The 18436-nt window shown below is 30.9% G+C and carries 22 protein-coding genes and 1 riboswitch; all 22 genes read right to left on the bottom strand.

Going from position 1 to position 18436, the window contains the following annotated elements; all coding sequences use genetic code 11:
* Positions 1-7 precede the first annotated feature (7 nt).
* The 22 genes from BQ9840_RS06125 to BQ9840_RS06230 all read right to left on the bottom strand — a co-directional run bounded on the left by BQ9840_RS06125 (position 8) and on the right by BQ9840_RS06230 (position 18339).
* Complete coding sequence (locus BQ9840_RS06125) at positions 8-589, bottom strand: TetR/AcrR family transcriptional regulator (RefSeq protein WP_077368942.1); 582 nt, start codon at positions 587-589, stop codon at positions 8-10.
* Between the two features lie 148 nt (positions 590-737).
* Positions 738-1394: a TMEM165/GDT1 family protein gene (locus BQ9840_RS06130; RefSeq protein ID WP_077368943.1), complete on the bottom strand. Its 657-nt coding sequence runs from the start codon at positions 1392-1394 to the stop codon at positions 738-740.
* Positions 1395-1695: 301 nt separating this feature from the next.
* A complete protein-coding gene (locus BQ9840_RS06135; RefSeq protein ID WP_077368944.1) occupies positions 1696-2250 on the bottom strand; it encodes a hypothetical protein in 555 nt (184 codons plus the stop codon).
* A gap of 75 nt (positions 2251-2325) precedes the next feature.
* A complete protein-coding gene (locus BQ9840_RS06140) occupies positions 2326-2556 on the bottom strand; it encodes a hypothetical protein (protein ID WP_077368945.1) in 231 nt (76 codons plus the stop codon).
* Between the two features lie 22 nt (positions 2557-2578).
* Positions 2579-3064, bottom strand: a complete 486-nt coding sequence (locus tag BQ9840_RS06145) for a DUF7689 domain-containing protein (RefSeq protein WP_077368946.1) — start codon at positions 3062-3064, stop codon at positions 2579-2581.
* Positions 3065-3578: 514 nt separating this feature from the next.
* Entirely contained in the window at positions 3579-3833 is a 255-nt protein-coding gene (locus tag BQ9840_RS06150; protein ID WP_077368947.1) for a cysteine-rich small domain-containing protein, read from the bottom strand.
* On the bottom strand, positions 3817-4566 hold the full coding sequence (cobK, locus tag BQ9840_RS06155) for a precorrin-6A reductase (RefSeq protein ID WP_077368948.1): 750 nt from the start codon (positions 4564-4566) through the stop codon (positions 3817-3819). The genes BQ9840_RS06150 and cobK overlap by 17 nt, the downstream gene beginning before the upstream one ends.
* Entirely contained in the window at positions 4563-5282 is a 720-nt protein-coding gene (gene cobJ, locus BQ9840_RS06160) for a precorrin-3B C(17)-methyltransferase (protein ID WP_077368949.1), read from the bottom strand. Before cobJ ends, cobK begins: the two co-directional genes overlap by 4 nt.
* Before the next feature lie 2 nt (positions 5283-5284).
* Positions 5285-6298 (bottom strand): cobalt-precorrin 5A hydrolase, encoded by a 1014-nt coding sequence (gene cbiG, locus BQ9840_RS06165; RefSeq protein WP_077368950.1) that lies wholly within the window; start codon positions 6296-6298, stop codon positions 5285-5287.
* Positions 6295-7050, bottom strand: coding sequence for a precorrin-4 C(11)-methyltransferase (cobM, locus tag BQ9840_RS06170; protein WP_077368951.1), 756 nt, complete (start codon positions 7048-7050; stop codon positions 6295-6297). Before cobM ends, cbiG begins: the two co-directional genes overlap by 4 nt.
* On the bottom strand, positions 7043-7711 hold the full coding sequence (gene cobI / locus BQ9840_RS06175; RefSeq protein WP_234978629.1) for a precorrin-2 C(20)-methyltransferase: 669 nt from the start codon (positions 7709-7711) through the stop codon (positions 7043-7045). The genes cobM and cobI overlap by 8 nt, the downstream gene beginning before the upstream one ends.
* Positions 7708-8253 carry a precorrin-6Y C5,15-methyltransferase (decarboxylating) subunit CbiT gene (cbiT, locus tag BQ9840_RS06180; RefSeq protein WP_077368953.1) on the bottom strand — a complete coding sequence of 182 codons (546 nt, stop codon included), beginning with the start codon at positions 8251-8253 and terminating at the stop codon, positions 7708-7710. Before cbiT ends, cobI begins: the two co-directional genes overlap by 4 nt.
* Entirely contained in the window at positions 8240-8836 is a 597-nt protein-coding gene (cbiE, locus tag BQ9840_RS06185) for a precorrin-6y C5,15-methyltransferase (decarboxylating) subunit CbiE (protein WP_234978630.1), read from the bottom strand. The genes cbiT and cbiE overlap by 14 nt, the downstream gene beginning before the upstream one ends.
* On the bottom strand, positions 8833-9909 hold the full coding sequence (gene cbiD / locus BQ9840_RS06190; RefSeq protein ID WP_077368954.1) for a cobalt-precorrin-5B (C(1))-methyltransferase CbiD: 1077 nt from the start codon (positions 9907-9909) through the stop codon (positions 8833-8835). Before cbiD ends, cbiE begins: the two co-directional genes overlap by 4 nt.
* Positions 9906-10526: a precorrin-8X methylmutase gene (locus BQ9840_RS06195; protein ID WP_077368955.1), complete on the bottom strand. Its 621-nt coding sequence runs from the start codon at positions 10524-10526 to the stop codon at positions 9906-9908. Before BQ9840_RS06195 ends, cbiD begins: the two co-directional genes overlap by 4 nt.
* 1 nt (position 10527) lies before the next feature.
* Positions 10528-11835: a cobyrinate a,c-diamide synthase gene (locus BQ9840_RS06200; RefSeq protein ID WP_077368956.1), complete on the bottom strand. Its 1308-nt coding sequence runs from the start codon at positions 11833-11835 to the stop codon at positions 10528-10530.
* On the bottom strand, positions 11835-12884 hold the full coding sequence (locus BQ9840_RS06205; RefSeq protein WP_077368957.1) for a pyridoxal phosphate-dependent aminotransferase: 1050 nt from the start codon (positions 12882-12884) through the stop codon (positions 11835-11837). The genes BQ9840_RS06200 and BQ9840_RS06205 overlap by 1 nt, the downstream gene beginning before the upstream one ends.
* 14 nt (positions 12885-12898) lie before the next feature.
* Positions 12899-13831 carry an adenosylcobinamide-phosphate synthase CbiB gene (gene cbiB / locus BQ9840_RS06210; protein ID WP_077368958.1) on the bottom strand — a complete coding sequence of 311 codons (933 nt, stop codon included), beginning with the start codon at positions 13829-13831 and terminating at the stop codon, positions 12899-12901.
* Position 13832: 1 nt separating this feature from the next.
* On the bottom strand, positions 13833-14684 hold the full coding sequence (locus BQ9840_RS06215; RefSeq protein ID WP_077368959.1) for a cobyric acid synthase: 852 nt from the start codon (positions 14682-14684) through the stop codon (positions 13833-13835).
* Between the two features lie 107 nt (positions 14685-14791).
* Positions 14792-14965: riboswitch (cobalamin riboswitch) on the bottom strand.
* A gap of 81 nt (positions 14966-15046) precedes the next feature.
* Positions 15047-16243, bottom strand: coding sequence for a patatin-like phospholipase family protein (locus BQ9840_RS06220; RefSeq protein WP_077368960.1), 1197 nt, complete (start codon positions 16241-16243; stop codon positions 15047-15049).
* A 32-nt stretch (positions 16244-16275) separates the two neighbouring features.
* Complete coding sequence (locus tag BQ9840_RS06225) at positions 16276-17310, bottom strand: CapA family protein (RefSeq protein WP_159436090.1); 1035 nt, start codon at positions 17308-17310, stop codon at positions 16276-16278.
* Positions 17311-17376: 66 nt separating this feature from the next.
* On the bottom strand, positions 17377-18339 hold the full coding sequence (locus BQ9840_RS06230) for a dipeptidase (RefSeq protein ID WP_077368962.1): 963 nt from the start codon (positions 18337-18339) through the stop codon (positions 17377-17379).
* Between the last annotated feature and the right edge of the window lie 97 nt (positions 18340-18436).

Raw genomic sequence — 18436 nt, forward strand, 5'->3', positions numbered from 1 at the left:
TCATCTCCTATATCAATTTCTTAATTGTCTCAAATAATAATGGTTTCATTTCATCGATACTGGCAGGTTCATTTAATATTATAGAACTGTAGCAAACTGATCCTGTCAATTCTAAAATGATAAAAAGTAATTTCTCTGTCTCACCCTCCTCTAATCCCAAATCTTTAAGTCCCTCATCAAACATTGTGCGTATTTCATTTATTTCTTTATAGTCTTTTCTTGCCTTCTTAAAAACTCCCCAAGAAAGATTTTTATAAATTAACTTCAAAAGCAGTTTATTATTCTTTAAATACTCTATAATATAATCTATAAAGAAAAGCACTCGTTCTTCAAAATCAATAAATTCTTTTGTATTAGTCTCTCTTATAGCTTCACTTAACACTTGACTACTTTTATCTAAAATTATCTTATCTAATATGTCATACTTATCTTTAAAGTATAAGTAAAAAGTTCCCTTGGCTACTCCCGCTTTTTTTACAATATCGCTAATAGCTGTGTCGTGAATTCCCTTAGTAGTAAATAGTTCATAAGCTGCTAAGTAAAGAGAGTTTTCCTTTTGCTTCTTGTTTTTCTCTACCTTTGATACCACTAATTCATCTCCTCTCTAAAAAGTGACCATCGGTCAACAATTTTTATTATATTACTATTATGACCATTGGTCAACTTTTTTAAACAATTATTTAGTTAACTTTTTGTAATAAATAAAAAAGGCCTTAGATTTATCTAAGGTCTTTCACTTATTTTTTATTAATGAGTTTTATTAAAAAAATTAAAATCACAATTGATAAAATAACAAAATATAAAACTATGTTAATAGTAGTTAAATACCTTGCTGGCAATGTTTGAAATAACTTAATAGTACCAAATGTTATAAATACAGTTGCAGAAGCTATTTTTACAGCTATCTCAGGTATCTTTTTACATATTTTACACCCTACAAATATTCCTATTCCACTTACAGCCACCATTCCTAATGTTGTTCCCAAAAGTATAAAAAATGGAAACTCCCCTTCAGTAGATAGTGTCATAGCTGTAAGTTGAGTTTTATCTCCTAATTCTCCAATAAAAAATGCTAATGCTACAGTAAATATAGGACCAAAGTTTTTCTTTTTTTTACTTTCTTCTTTGTCCTCTTCATCAACTAATGCCAATACTCCAAATGCTACAAATAATAGTCCAGCAATTATTTGTATAAGATTTAGGGGGATTATTTTTGATATGTATCTTCCCAATACTATAGCTATACCATGATTTAAAAACACCCCTAATGCTACTCCAATTAGCACTTCAATAGCACTAAATTGAGTTGCAAAAGTCATAGCTAAAATTTGAGTTTTATCACCCATTTCAGCAGCAAATATGAGAAGAAAGCTTCTCAATAGTTCATTTAACAATTCTTTTCCTCCTTTTTGTATTATTAAACAAAAAAGACTTTTAGTTTAATAGTATTATATCCTATTAAACTAAAAGTCTCGCTCCTCTTTTTAAACAAGAGTAAATAGGACCAGGTATTTCTACCAGTATGTTGACCCTATTTGCATAGTTGCAGCTACTCCCTTTTAGAATTATATTCTTTTATCATATTGATTATACTATATATATCATTTATTTACAAGAGTTATGCTTTCTCATCCTTTCACTGTTAATAGCCATAATCTTTTTGTTTATATAATCATATTAAATATATCTTCTAGCTTATTTCAACTTATCTAAATTTTTAAGGACATCATAAACTCTTTTATCATTTCTATAATCTCCATGAGTATCATTGTTAATTATCTGAATTGTATAGGTATTATGACTATTTTTATTTTGTTTATAGAACAATTCAGACCAGTCTATTGTTGGTACTGAAGGTGCTATTGCAGATGAAGCAAATGACCATGATACTCCCATATAAATTCTTTCTCCATTTACTACTACAATGAAAGGTTTATGAGATAATGATAAATGATTTTTTCTTAATTCATCTATATATTTATTAGACTTTATCAATAATTTGTGTTCAGTCCAATCATACGAAACTAAATCTTTATCAGTAAATATTGCCTCATCTTCTAACAATAAAGTATCCAAAAAACAATTCTGAATATCAGTTATTTCATTTAATACTTTATAAATTGCAAACTCATTAGAATTATTTTCTATCAATGCACTATTTAATTGTTTCCCTTTAATATTTGAGATGCTCAGAAAAATAATTAGTAGAAATACAAATACAATACTAACGAATGCAAATACCTTTTTCATAGCAAACAGATCTCCTTTATTAACCTAGTTTTTACATATACAATTATATCAGTTATTTAATTAAAATTTAATTTACTAGTTTTTCTGTACACTTTCAACTAATTTACGCAATCCATTAAATCTACTTTTATTATTTTCTATCCATTCTTTATCTAATAAATCTAAATCTTCTAACATTATCTCGTTATTTAACCACTTATTATCTTTTACTAAATAATTAATTTTTAAAGGAACTGCTAAAGTTTTAATTGAGAAAATAGTAAAAAATATTACTATTGTTGAAATAACAATTAAAAATTTTTTCAAATATAATCATCCTCCCCATGATTTATTTTTTATACATACTTCTCATTCTTCCATATTCACCATATGGATAGAACGGATCCAAATCATCATTTCGTATTAATTCTAATTTACCCCATTTAGAAATAATATTATCTACTGCTGTTCTTTTCGCAATATGGCAAACCTTACTTCGATCATCTGGATAATCATACGTTATTAAGTCAGGATATGAACCTTGATATACTTCATATCCAAAATAGCCTAAATATTCAGTCATTTGATCATCCGTTGGATTAGCTCCCCCCCATGGCCAATCCCAAGTAGGAGGATGACCTCCAGGTTCATCCAAAGCATATCCTAAACAATTATAACTAAAATCCCATGGGCCAACGACATACCAATTACATCCATCTTTAGTTACCCAATCATAATAACTTTTTTCTCTATACAGCCCTTCAACAGTACTTCCAAAATTAAAACTCGTTAAGATAATCACAAAAACTAAAATACTAATAATACTTTTTTTCATAACTCTCACCTCATCTAATTAAGAATATTAATAAATAATAGTTTCATTTATTTTTTTCTGTACTAATATAAATCATATATAACACCTCCTTATCAACCTTGGCATTGTTAAAACGGTAACCTAATTTTAAACTCTGACCTGTTTTTTATAATTTTATAAAAGTAACTTGTCCATCTAGTTTTTAATGTAATTAATTCATCTAAGTGTTCATAATTACTCTTATTAAAAAATACTATTTGATATATTTTATCCATTATATTAATAATATGCCATATAACTTGCACTGTCAAATTTTTCAAACAATGATATTCATGGTTTTACTGTTAAATATGTCGAATTAAGTGAAATAATAAATCTTATAAAATCATTATCATTAAATACACATTTGAAAACACCTAACAACATACATTGTTTTTTACTTTAGATATGCAAAGCATAAAATTACATCCGTTTTTCAATAAAAAACTATGCTACTTCATTATTTAGCATAGTTTTTACACTTTAATATTTAAAACTACTTTCTCATCCTTTCACTGTTTATAGCCATAATCTTATTGTTTATATAATCATAGCCATTTGGCGAGTGTGGTATTAGACAATTAGTGCAATCCTTAATACCTTGGTTGTTAATATAATTTCCACCACAATCTTCTAAGAAATATAATGGACAATAACAAAACATACAATTAAAATCCTCTTCATTTTTTACCTTATGACATGGGAAATATTTACAGGCAGTATTTCTATAAAACCTATATGAGTTTTCCATCAAAATTCTCCTCTCTTATTATATTTTCAATGACATCTAAGTCATCAATACCCTCACACATTTCTCTTCCAATGACAATAGCTGTTATACCTAATTCTACACAAGCTCTAATTTTTTCTTCAGTTCCTCCACCCTTACCGCTATCTTTCATGACTACATAATTTGACTTATATTCACTAAACATTGCTTTATTTAATTTATAAGAAAAAGGACCTAATACTGCAACAATATCTTTCATTTTAACATTATTTTTTTTACATTCCTCTATACTATCTAGAGCAGGAAGAACTCTATAAATATATCTATTTTCTCCTCTAATCTTTTCAAAATCTACTATGTTTTTAGACCCTGTGGTAAAAAACACAGTTCCTTTAATATTCTTTAAATACTCTATACACTCTTCTAAACTATCTAAATATACTGCATCTGATGATATTTTTGACTTCGCCCTTTCATATCTAATATATCTTATATTTTTTATTTTGGATACTTCTTTTGCATTTGCACTTACAATTTTGGCATAAGGATGAGTCAAATCAACTATAAGACTAATTTTATGTTCTTCAACAAAATGAAGCATCTCAACCTTGTTCATTCTCCCAACTATCATTCTATCAGATTTTATAAATTCTCTACTTCCTTCAGTAGCACTAGTTACTACAAAATCATCTATATCATCTAGTCTAGTTACAAGTTTCCTTGCCTCACTAGTTCCACCTATTATCCATATCAAAGGTCATACCCCCTAGGAGTTATCATCTTGCCTTCCTTTGTGTATGTTTTACTATTTCCAACTATCAAAACGCAACACATATCTATAACATCATAGTCTATTTTTTCTAATGTAGTAATATGTTTTTCCATACCATCTCTGCCTGAATTCTTTACTATACCAACAGGGGTGTTTGGAGATTTGTACTTTAGCATGATACTTATAGCTTTTTTAAGATGATCTACTCTAGTTTTGCTCTTTGGATTGTATATAGTTATCACAAAATCACCTTCTGAAGCACATTCTATTCTCTTTTCTATTACTTCCCAAGGCGTCATAAGATCACTTAAACTTATTGAACAATAATCATGCATAATAGGAGATCCTAATTCACTAGCTGCTGAAAATGATGCTGTCACACCTGGCACTATTTCTACTTCTATATCATCTGCCATTTCAAGTATAGGGCCAGCCATACCATATAGCCCAGCATCCCCAGTACTAACTATAGCTGTATTTTTGCCTTCCCTAACCTTGTTTACAGCAAATTTACATCTTTCTATTTCCCCTCTCATTCCTGTAGAATACAATTCCTTACCATCTTTCAAATCACCTAAATATTCTATATAGGGAGTATATCCTACTATCACATCACAACATCTCAACACTTCTACAGCCTTTAAAGTCATATTCTCCATACCACCTGGCCCTATTCCTACTACATATAATTTCGCCATCTCTATACCTCCTTTGATACTGCTATTGTTATTCCATTGCATTTAGTCTTTTCAACAACAATTTTTCCTCCAGCAAGATATGCACAAGGACCACTTACTGAAGATACACCAACTGTTTTCTTGACAAAACTACTTCCTTCAAACATATCTTCAATCTTTTGTATCTCTTCTACCGTATAAATATTCATTGGACATTTGAAATATCTTGAGGCTTCTATGATACCTAATTCATCTTTTTTTATCTCTATAGTATTTATGGACTTTATGGATTTTTCCGATAGATTATTATCCTTTAAGGTACTAATTATAGCTTCAATGATCCTTTCTTCACTTATACCTTTCTTACATCCTACACCAATGTTTAAATTCTTTGGTCTTAAGATAGTGTAAGATATATCTATTGGTACATTTTCATTAGAAGTTACGCATATTATCCCACACAATTCCTTACTGTTTATTTCTTTTAAATTATTAATATGAATCAGATTATCATAATTGATTTTTTCTTCCATTTCAGAATAAAAACCAATCCTTTCCCCATTTACCATCATGGTAGTTAGTTTTTTTATGGTCTCTATATTTTCCATTTTATAATTCATCCTCATGGCAAACATATCTACAGATTCTATCCCTCTTCCATCAGATGCAGTAGTAATGATAGCTTCAGCCCCCAAAACATTTGCTACCCACTTACACAACTTATTTCCTCCACCTATGTGACCAGAAAGCAAAGATATGGAATACCTGCCTAAATCATCAACAACCACAACAGCTGGATCTACAATTTTACTAACTATATATGGACTAATCATTCGTACAGCTATTCCAGTAGCAGAAATAAATACTATTCCATCATATTCTCTAACAATATCTTTCAATACGTTTTTTATGCCGTCTTCAACTTTTGAATTTTGAAAGTGATCCACTACTATATCTGAATTACTATCTCTATGTTCTACCAAGAACTCACCTATTTCACTACCTCTGTTAGTAAAGGATATGCAAGCTACTTTCATTTTGAAGCCTTTCTGTATTCATGGGAAAACTTAGGATCGTAGAGCTTTGATCTCTCATATTTACCATATATAAAATCTCCAACAAGTATTTGAGCTGTTTTGTTAATACCTTCAGCTTTTACTCTTTCTGCTATATCTTCAAGGGTTCCTATGATAGTCTTTTCATCTTCCCAAGTAGCCTTATATACAACAGCAATAGGTACATCACTTCTCCCATAGCCTTTCTTTAACTTTTCTACCACATTATCAATTTGTTGAATAGAAAGGAATATAGCCATAGAAGCACCATAAGAAGCTAACTTCTCCAAATCTTCGCTTTCTGGAACACTTGTCCTTCCTTCAATCCTAGTTAATATTACTGTTTGACTTACCCCTGGAAGAGTAAACTCCCTCTTTATAGCGGAACATGCAGCAGTAAAAGAACTAACTCCCGGAACCACTTCATAGGAAATACCCTTATCATCTAAAATATCCATCTGCTCTCTTATAGCACCATAAATAGTTGGGTCTCCTGTATGAAGTCTTACAACCTTTTGAGCTTTTCTTTCCCCACTCTCCATTACTTCTATCACTTCTTCCAATGTCATAGATGCACTATTTTTTATTTCACATTCATCTTTGCAAAATTTAAGATGTTCATTTGAAACCAAACTCCCTGCATATATGACAATATCAGCTTCTTCTAACAATCTTCTTCCTTTTACAGTTATTAAATCCACATCTCCTGGTCCAGCTCCTACGAAACTAATCATTTTTTAGCCTCCTTCCAATAATAAAAGACATATAATCCTTATCAGCTAGTATCTCTTCTCTATCTACTAAAACTAATTCTTCAGGTAAAGTACATCTTTTGATATAAGAATATGAAAATTTGTTTTTTTCTAATATGTTTAAAATGTCCTCTTTATTCTTTGAAGTCTTAAGTACACAAATAGAATCGCAACATTTTAAAATATCTTCATCAACCATCTCATCACATAGTAGAAATCTGTCTCCTTTTTCTGTCAGTGCAGTTTTACAAACTGCTGCTCCTGCTGTAAAAGAAGTAATCCCTGGTACTATTTCCACTTCAACCCCTATTTTTTCTATCTCTTCCATAAGATAAATAAATGTACTATAAACCATTGGATCTCCAATAGTTAAAAATACTCCACATCCATTCTCTAAAATTTCTTCTTCTATTGTCTTAGCTGCACTACTATAATCCTTTCCCTTAACTTGTCCCATTGGAAAGTCTACAAAAACCACTTTTTTATCTAATATAAAAGGCTTTACAGTATCTAATGCCATCTTTTTTCCCTTATTATTAGGAGCAAAAATTACATCAGCCTCATTTATCACCCTTACAGCTTTCAAAGTCAGATGCTCTACATCTCCTGGTCCAGTTCCTACACCATATAGTTTTTTCATCATTTCACACCCTTCACTATAAAAATAGGATTGTTTCCCTTCATTAGACCTAGTTTATCCACTACGGCTGTTTGAATAAGTCTAGTTTCTATATTTTTATAATTAAAATGATTTAATAATTTTATAAATTCATTTGTATTTTTTAATGTAACAAAGTTTCCACATACTATACCATTGTCTTCAAGATTATCTTCAAGATAATCAAATATATCTACTAATTTGCCACCACTGCCCCCTACAAAACATTTATTAAATTTCATCATAGGTAAACAATCCGGTGCACAGCCTTCTATTATATCTATAGAAACACCAAATTTAGAAGCATTTTTTTCTATAAGCTCTACACCTTCTCTTTTCATTTCTATAGCATGTACCTCTCCCTCATGTAAAGCTGCTTCTACTGATATGGAACCTGTTCCAGCCCCAATATCCAAGAATATATCTCCCTTTTCTATTGCTAACAATGCAATAGTTAAAGTCCTTACTTCAAATTTGGTCATGGGAATATTTCCCCTTATAAATTCCTCATCTTTAACCCACTTCATTTTCTACCACCACCACAGCTAGAGAAGAATAATCTTCTACTTCTTCCCCTACGCTTATTTTAATAATTTTTTCATCTTCATAAGATAGATTATATCCTATGTACATATTTCCTCTTACTCCAACTTCATGTAGACCTTTTGATAGAACACTAGGAGTATTTTCACTATCAGTAAGCATTATTGTCAATTTCGACTCTAATACCTCTTCTAGATTACCTGTTCTACCATGGAAAGACATAAACTTCCCACCATGCCAACTCTTTTTAAGTTTTCCCATCATATATTGAAAAGAAGATATTCCGGGTAAAACTTCATCTACATTTATGTTTTTTACTTTTAAATATTCTACTATCCCATAAAAGCAAGGATCCCCTGATGCTAAAATTAAAAGATCACTATTTTTCAAAGAATATTTATATACTTCTTCTACTCTTTTAACTATTATAAAATCATTTCTTATATCCTTTAGTGTTTCCCCTACTCTGCCAAAGGCTAGTACACATTTAGCTTTTTCTATCTCTTCTCTTACCTCTACAGTCAAATATTTTGGATTTCCAGGACCTATTCCAGCTACTGTAATCAAATAAATGCACCTCTTTCCATAGAGTATATAATCACCTTTACCGGATAATCTTCATCTTTTAAATACCTTCTAATCCTATCTTCTGAGCCTCTTTCCATATCATAGACTACTTCACTAAATCCCTCATCTATACATATGTTTAAGGCCTCCTCAGCTGTCAATGCACTACCTACTTTGTTAAGTAAACTCATAGGAGCGTTTCTTAAAGCCAAATAATATATAAAGGCTTCTAGTCTAGCATCGCAAACACTACTATGGGTATTGAACACCCCAATAGACAGCTTTGCAAACTTTCCAATATGCCCAATAAGAGTTATAGATTTTATTCCACTATTGTATACATAATGTATGCTATCACCAATATAATTGGAGATTTTCACCTTTCCTTCTTTATAACCTAGTGAATCAGCAATCTTTTCTCCATAATTTCCTGGAACCAAAACAATATTTTCCATACCATATCTTTCTTTAACAGCGTCCACTTCAAGATATATGGTTTTAATAAGGGCTTCCTCAGACATTGGATAGACTATTCCCTTAGTTCCAATAATAGATATACCTCCCTCAATCCCTATGTTTTTATTATAAGTCTTTTTACCTATTTCACTTCCCATGGGAGCATATATTATTACATCTACTCCAGAGTTTGAAACCTCTTTTACTGCCTTTTCAATCATTTGCCTTGGAACAGGATTTATAGCCGCTTCTCCGATTTCACCAAATAATCCTTTTCTATTTATTCTTCCTATGCCCTCTCCACCATCAATACATACTTTGCCATCATTTCTCTTTCTAACCTTAGCATATATTTCCATGCCATCTGTTACATCTGGGTCATCTCCACCATCCTTGATAATGCAACAACTCGCCCAATCATCTTCTATACTATGGTTTTTAACCTCTAATTTCAGTCTAATACCTGCAGGAGTATCTATTTCTACAAAATTTAGTTTTTCTCCAAATTCCAGCATAGTAACTGCTGCCTTAGCTGCTCCAGTAGCACAACTTCCAGTTGTATAGCCACATCTAAGCTTTTTACCATCCTTGATTACATACATTTCATCAAGGTTCATCTTCCTACCACCATATATAAAAGAGCATTTACAATAGAAGCTGCCACATTGCTACCACCTTTTGTTCCAACAGTTGTTATGGAAGGAATATCGTATTTTCTCAATTCCTCTTTAGACTCAGCAGCACCTACAAAACCAACTGGCACACCTATTACAAACTTTGGATTCACCTTTCCCTCATCTATCAATTCTAAAAGCCTAAAAATAGCTGTTGGTGCATTTCCAATTATGAACATATCTATTCCCTTAGAAACAGCCAAATCCACAGCACACGCAGACCTTGTAGTGCCAAGCTTTTTAGAAAGTTCCACAGTCTCTTTATCATCTATGAAATACTCTAAATTGCATTTAGTCTTTGACAATGCAATTTTATTTATCCCAGAATAAGCCATCTTAGTATCTGTAAATATTGTTCCGCCTATCTTTATACTCTCTTTTGCAATATTTAAAAAATCATTTTTAACCACTACTATCTTTCTATAGTCAAAATCCCCAGTAGTATGAATCATTCTCTTTACAACAATCTTTTCTTCATCTGAAAAATTAGTATCACTCATTACTTCTTCAATAATATCCATACTTTTGTTTTCTATTTCCATAGGTTTTTTTATATACATACTATCTCTCCTTTTGGGCTCTATCTAATAGATGATTAAAAGCCTTCATATTTCCTAAAAAATTAATATGAGGATATCCTGCTAGAACATTTTTATATTCATATCCACACTCCCATTTTCTCTTGCTCATTGGCTTTGAAATACTATATACTCCTTCTCCCTCAATTTCCATTATAGATTTGTGAAATTCATTGCCTGGCAATATATCTCCCTTTTCTCCTAGAAGGCAATTTTTTTTAAGTTCCATATTTAAATATCCAAATCTCTGTAGCCTATCCGTCATAGTACTACTTCCTTTAAATACTCCACACATCTCATAACCTTCTATATATTCCATCAAATACATAAATCCTCCGCCTTCAGCATAAATACATCCACCATTATCAGCAAAATCCTTTATTGAGTGTTTCATACTTACATTCGCTGAAAGTTCTTGTAAATGTAGCTCTGGATATCCTCCCCCTAAATACAACAAATCACATTCTGGCAAGTTCTCATCTCTAATAGGTGAAAAATATACAACATCACATACATTTTCAAATAATCTCAAATCCTCACCATAATAAAAAGAAAAAGCACTATCGTAGGCTATAGCTACTCTTAAATCCCTTTTATTTGGATAGATATATTTAGATACATTTACATCACTCATAAGCTTAACAATTCCATCTAAATCCACATTCTTTTCAACTAATATTGAAACTCTATCTATTATTTCATCTATATTTTCTATCTCATCTGATTGTATTAGTCCTAAATGTCTACTATCTATTTTAAGAGATTCATCCTTTTCAACATAGCCAAGTACTTTTATTCCTACATATTCTTCAATTTTTTCTTTCAACAAATGATACATAGAAAAGCTAACTTTGTTTAGTATTATTCCCTTTATCATAGAACCTTCAAACTCAACCATTCCCTTTATTTTAGGAATAATAGAAAACATCTCACCCTCAGGGGTATATACGAGAATTGTGTTAATATTTAGTACTTTTGAAATATCATAAGATGAGTTTAAAAAGGTATTGTGTATTCCATCAAAATATCCCATGGCCCCTTCTACTACTCCGTATTCTCCTTCTGCCATGGATATAGAATTTTTAATTCCATCTGTTCCCATCATATGAATGTCCAAGTTTCCAGCTCTCGTACCTGCAGCCTTTTCTAAAAACTTTGTATCAATATAATCTGGTCCAGTCTTATACCCACATACATTTAAACCTCTTTTTTTAAATGCTCTTATAATTCCTAAAGTAACAAAAGTCTTTCCACTATTACTTGAAGGAGCTGTAATCATAATAGTTTTCATCAATATTCACCCAATTCTTTAAAAGATTTTATAAGTTTCATGTTTTTCTCTCTATCCTTAATAGCTACTCTTATATACTCACCATCTAATCCTTCAAAACTAGAACATTTTCTTATCACAATTCCTCTTTTTAGAAAATAATTGAAAACATATTCTTCATTCCATTTTAAAAGTTTAATGAGTATGTAATTTGACTGAGTACTATATGGTGCTATTCCTTCTAAATTAAATAGCTCACTAAGTAAATATTTTCGTTCCTCATGAATATAAGCTTTACTCTTTTCAATGTAATCCTTACATTGAAAAATATATCCTCCAGCACAATCAGCCAATGCATTAACACTCCATGGCAATTCTATATTTCTATACCTTTCCACTATATCTAGCGAAGTACAGCCATATCCTAGTCTAATTCCTGGAAGAGCAAAAAATTTAGTTGCAGCTCTAATGATTCCTACATTTTTAAAATTATATTTTTTAAAAATTTCTATGCTATCATAATCTTCAGGACAAAATTCAAAAAAAGCTTCGTCTAAAAGTAAAAATCCATCTTTTTCTCTTATGATTTTATATATGCTAAGTAATACATCTTCTTCAATTCTCATTCCTGTAGGATTGTTGGGATTTCCTAATATCAGTAAATCTCCTCTTTTAATATTGTCTTTTAAACTCTGTAAATCTACTTTAAAATCATCTGTATATTTAAGTTTTAATACTTCTTTTTTGTGTACTTTACTTCGCAATTCATATTCTGAAAAAGAAGGAATAAAAACCAATACTCTATCAAATAATTGTATAAAATTATCTATTATTTCCACAGCACCGTTTCCCACAACTACATTTTTATCTTCACAATTTAAATAATTAGCAACACTTCTCTTAAGATTCCTATACTTAATATCTGGATAAGCTTTTAATTTTTCAAAAGAGTTTTCAAGGATTTCTCCTAATCCTTCAGGAGGTCCCAATGGATTTATATTACTAGAAAAATCTATTAAATTGCCCTTATAAAAATCTCTATATGAAATCAAATCTCCACCATGTTTCATCTACTCACCTACTTTCAAACTACAATAAATAAAATTAACCAAATAGCAATAAATAATATTTCCGTTCTATACATAATATCAATAGTTTTTTTAATATCTTCTCTTTCTATAGTTCTTTTTTTATCTCCAATAGTTGGCTTTTCAACTAATTTTCCAAAGTAGTAGCTACTACCTCCCAACTGAATATTTAATAGTCCTGCCACTGCTCCTTCTGGATAGGCACTATTAGGACTCTTATGATTTTTTCTATCTCGTATCATTATTTTAAAACCATTTTTTACATCATACTTAAATATTGATGAAATACACATTAAAACTCCTGTGATCCTTGCAGGTATATAATTAAAAATATCGTCATTTATTGCGGGGAAAAAACCTAAATCAATGTACTTATCATTTTTGTATCCAAGCATGGAATCCATAGTGTTAACTATCTTGTACATCATTCCTCCAGGAGAACCAAATAGCAAAATATAAAATAGTGGAGCAATAACTCCATCAGAGGTATTCTCTGCAACAGTTTCAACATCTGCACTTACTATTTCACCTTCATTTAGCTTTGTTGTATCTCTTCCCACTATATAAGATAATTTCACCCTAGCATCCTCTATACCATTGGAAAAAGCATGATATACCTTCATAGCCTCTTTATGAAGGCATCTAGCTGCTATACATGTATACATTAGATAAGTATTTACAATATGATAAGCCACATCATATTGCTTTAGCCATTTAAGTAATACAAAGGGAATAGAAAAGGATATAAACATATTGAAAACAACTATTATAAATCCACCAAATTTTAGTCCCTTTCTACTTTTAAAAACCTTTCTTACTAATTTATCTTCCTGTGAAATAATATTGCCCATTAACTTCACAGGATGAGGAAAGCTATAGGGGTCCCCAATTAAAAAATCTAATACCACTGCCAAAAGTAAATCTACCATATTATTCACCTACATTTATGTCTAATAATGAATAAATATATTCCATATCCATATTTTCTCTAACTACCTTTGCTAATTTCTTGATTTGTTCTATCTTTTCCATTTCATCTTGAGCACTACTATTACATTTCTTTTCATAATCAGTTAAACTATCTTCGTCTTCTAATTCTATATGAACATATGGGATAGTTCCAACTACGGGAATATCAAGTAATTCTTCTATCATGTCTATTCCTGATTGTAAAAGAGATATATCTCCTCTAAATTTATTTATCACTAAACCTTTAATTCTCTTTCTTTCTTCTTCCTCTAAAAGCATTACTGTTCCATAAAGGGATGCAAACACCCCTCCCCTATCAATATCTGCTATTAAAAGCACAGGAGAGTTTGCCATTTCAGCCATTCCCATATTCACAATATCATTTTCTTTTAGATTGATTTCAGCAGGACTACCAGCTCCTTCTATGACTACTACATCATATTCACTTTCCACTTCCTCAAATGTTTCTAATATCATGGGTCTTAAACTTGTTTTAAATTTAAAATACTCTACTGCATCCATATTTTCAGATAATTTCCCTTTTAAATAAACTAAACTAGACCTATCACCAGTAGGCTTTAATAAAATTGGGTTCATCCTAGGATCTGGCTTTAGTCCTGCAGCTGTAGCTTGTAATGCTTGTGCTGTACTTATTTCTAATCCATCTTCAGTAATATAAGATTTAGATGACATATTTTGAGCTTTAAATGGAAATACACTTAAATTATCTTCTACAAAAATTCTACATAGAGCTGTACAAAGCATACTCTTACCTGCAGAAGAAGTAGTTCCCTGTACCATAATACTACTCATGACTTCACCTCCAAATTTAAAAAAAGAACTTCTCTCGAAGTTCTCTTGTCATAAAAGTTCATATTTTTCATTTGTGAACCAATCAACAAGCACTGTCTTTCCCTCCGAAAGATGGCTTTTGTTCAGGCAGGTTTCCTGACTCATGGCTCAATCCTCCTTCCTCCTTCCCAGCAATAGCCAGTGGATATGGAATTCGTCACCATTCACAGTAGCGGGGGCTGTAGTGGGTTTTAACCACTTTCCCTTTTAACCCATAGGGCACCTAAACTCTTATTCTATTTTCTATTCCATGATATCATTTTTTTAGATTTTATGTCAAATAGAAAATAGTGAGTCAGGGGACCGTCCCTTGACTCACTAACTCAAAATAAAATATCTGCAATATTTAATATTGTCTCATCTTTGTTTAATACAGAAAGAAAATCTACCTTATTTACTAACTTAGTTAAAAAACCATTTTCCCTTTTTAGTTCATCACATTCATGTTTTTCTAATACTAAATTTAAAAATTCATCGAAACTATATATTTTAAATCTTTCCACCTCATATTTTTCTGCTAAATGTTCAAGAAATCTAATAGCAATATCTTCATAGTCATTCCCCTTATTAGTACCAACTAATGTACTTATTTTAGGTATTATATATTCAAATATTGCCCTCTTATAAGGTACGCCTTCTATTCCTAAAGTTTTTCCAACTTGAAGAATCTTTTCTTCTCCAAAACTTAAGAACTTATTTATGAAATAATCTTCATCCCTTTTCCCTTCGATATAATACTTATATCCCTTCAAACCTCTAAGTGCTTTCAATCCATCATAGTAGCCAAGTTCCATATCCCTTATAGCAGTTTGACTTTCAAATTCTAAGGTCTTACCCAAATCATCTACAGGGGAAATATATATTACATTTAATCCCTTATCATCTATCTTTTTTAATCTACCTGGCCCATGAGTTCTAACAGCAATTATATCTTTATAACCTTTGTGAGAAAGTAAATTTATAGGTAGATTGTTATAAAGTCCACCGTCTATAAATTTCTTACCATCAATTTTTTCACTCTTAAAAGCAGGAAAGTTTGCACTTGCTATTATATAGTCAATTAATTTTCCCTCTGGAATATCTTCTATATATAATTCCAAAGGCTTTAAGTCTGTAAGAGAAACTGTTACTATTGCAAAATCCTTTCTAGATTCTCTAACCTTTTCTTCATCTATTACTTCATTTAATAATTCTCTTAGTGGAGTTATATCTAATCCCTTATCATCTAATACAGATTTTACTTTTCCAGCTAAATTTTTAATGTCTTCTTTTCCTAACTTACCTTTTTTTATCTTTTCAATTTCTTCATCACTAGCAGCTATAACTCTTGAATATGTCATATTTGACCAAAGTTCAACTGCCTTTTCGTATCCACCTTGGACTAACATAGCCCCATTCAATGCTCCAACGGATGTACCAGCAATCCCACCAATTTCAATGCCCATCTCCATTATAGCCTTATATGCTCCGATATGATATGCTCCTTTTGCTCCTCCACCTTCTAATACGAGACCATACATATAATTACCCCCAATATTATTTGAGTTATATACTAATTTATCTCCATAAAACCTTTACCATTTACCTTACTCCCAAAAGGTTTAGACAATTTATTTATATTATTAATAGCTTCTGCTTTTTCCTTTCCTTCTAAAGGTATTGGCCTTCCATTTATAATCTTACATGGTATTACATTTATACTCTGAATCTCTTTGTCTACTATGGTTACTTGACTAATCATAGTATTAGTGCCTGCTTTGCTTGCTGAATTAAATATAAAATTGCCTAGACTATAGAATATCGGCTTTCCATTGTACACTTCTATTCCCTGCAATACATGAGGATGGTGTCCCATTACTATATCAGCTCCACAATCTATGGCTTTCTTAGCCACATTGATTTCCTGTTTTCTAGGAGTAGTTATCCTCTCTACTCCCCAATGAATAGATAGAATAACAATATCAGCTTCCTTTTTCATCTCAGCTATTTTCTTTGTCATTTCGCCTACATAATAATCATAACCACTTACAAGTCCTGATCTTTCGCTAGTTGCGTACCATTTCATATCAGGAATAACCCTTGAAAAAGATAGTATTCCAATTTTAACTCCCTTTTCTTCGATTATAACTCCCTCTATTGCTTCCTTCTTATTTTTACCAGCACCAGTATATTTAATATTGTATTTATCTAAGCATTTCAATGTATCCATTAGTCCACTATAACCATAATCCAAAATATGATTGTTTGCCAAAGTAACAACATCAACACCTGATTCAGCCATTCCCTTTATTGAATTAGGATTGGATCTAAAGTTGAATTGTTTGTTAGGCCACTTTTTCCCTCTAGTAGTCACACTAGTTTCTAGGTTTAAAATAGTTAAATCATCTTCATTAAAATAACAATTCACTTTATCAAAAGGATAGTTGATGCCATATTTACTAATATGTTTTTTTAAAGCTCCATCAAAGCAAGTATCTCCAGCTAATGAAATAACTACTTTTTCATTTTCCTCTTTGGCTTCATCAGCAATACATATATTTGAAAAAACAATTATAAAAACTAATAATAAAATAATAAACTTCCTCACAATTTTTCCTCCTTAGCATATTGTATACAATTATATAATACACTAAAGAATTATGAAATATAAGGATTATTTAAGTATATTTTCTAAAACACCTAAAAAGTTCTCTCCTAATACTTTTTTGATTGTTGTTTCACTATATCCTCTTTTAATAAGTTCATTTGTTACAATTGTTGCTTTGCTACAGTCTTCTAAACCTTTCAATTTTGGTGATCCCAAATAACCATTAAAATCAAATCCTAAACCCACATGATCTTCTCCTGCTACATCTAATAAATATTCCATATGATTCATGTAAGTATCTATTGAAACTTCTCCTTTTTCCTTGTCACCAGTAAAATAAGTATTAACCCCTATAACACCACCAGTATCTGCAATAGCCTTTATTTGATCATCACTTAAATTTCTCACATGATTATATAGTGCCTTAGCATTTGAATGAGAGGCGATAACAGGAGTTTTGGCGATTTTCATTATATCCCAAAATCCTTCCTCATTTAAGTGAGACACATCTATTATAATACCTAAATTTTCCATCTCAACTATTAGTTCTTTTCCAAGTTTACTTAATCCCCCTGTCTCCCAACTACCCGATGCAAAATAGTTTCTCCAATTCCATGTAAGTATAGCACTTCTAAGACCAAGCTCATAAAATGTTCTAAGTAATACTATTTCATTGCTTATAGGCTCCATACCTTCCATAGAAAGAACTACCCCAATTTTGTTTTCCTTTAATGCTTTATGTAAATCCTCTTTATTGTAAATAAGTATAGCTTCATCATTATTATCTAATTGTTTTTTTAATTCTGATACCTCGATTAATGCTTCCTTCAAGGACCCTTCAGGATGTAAATTTTCAAACAAATTTACAACTACTATATTTACCCCTCCCTCTTTTAAAAGAGGCATATGATAGGCGTTAAATATTTCTTCATCTTTATTTCCTTCCATCTTGTTTTTTAAAATATGAAGTGGTATATCTGAATGTGCATCTACTACTATAGAACTATTGTGCAAATCTAAATAATCCATTACTATCCCTCCAAAATTTTATGGTTACTTATATACTAACTCATTTCAGACACTATTTGAAGTTGAAATTACAATCTTCACTGAAATCGAAAAAACT

Origin of the sequence: Anaerosalibacter sp. Marseille-P3206 (assembly GCF_900155565.1) — a bacterium.
Taxonomy (GTDB): domain Bacteria; phylum Bacillota; class Clostridia; order Tissierellales; family Sporanaerobacteraceae; genus FUHM01.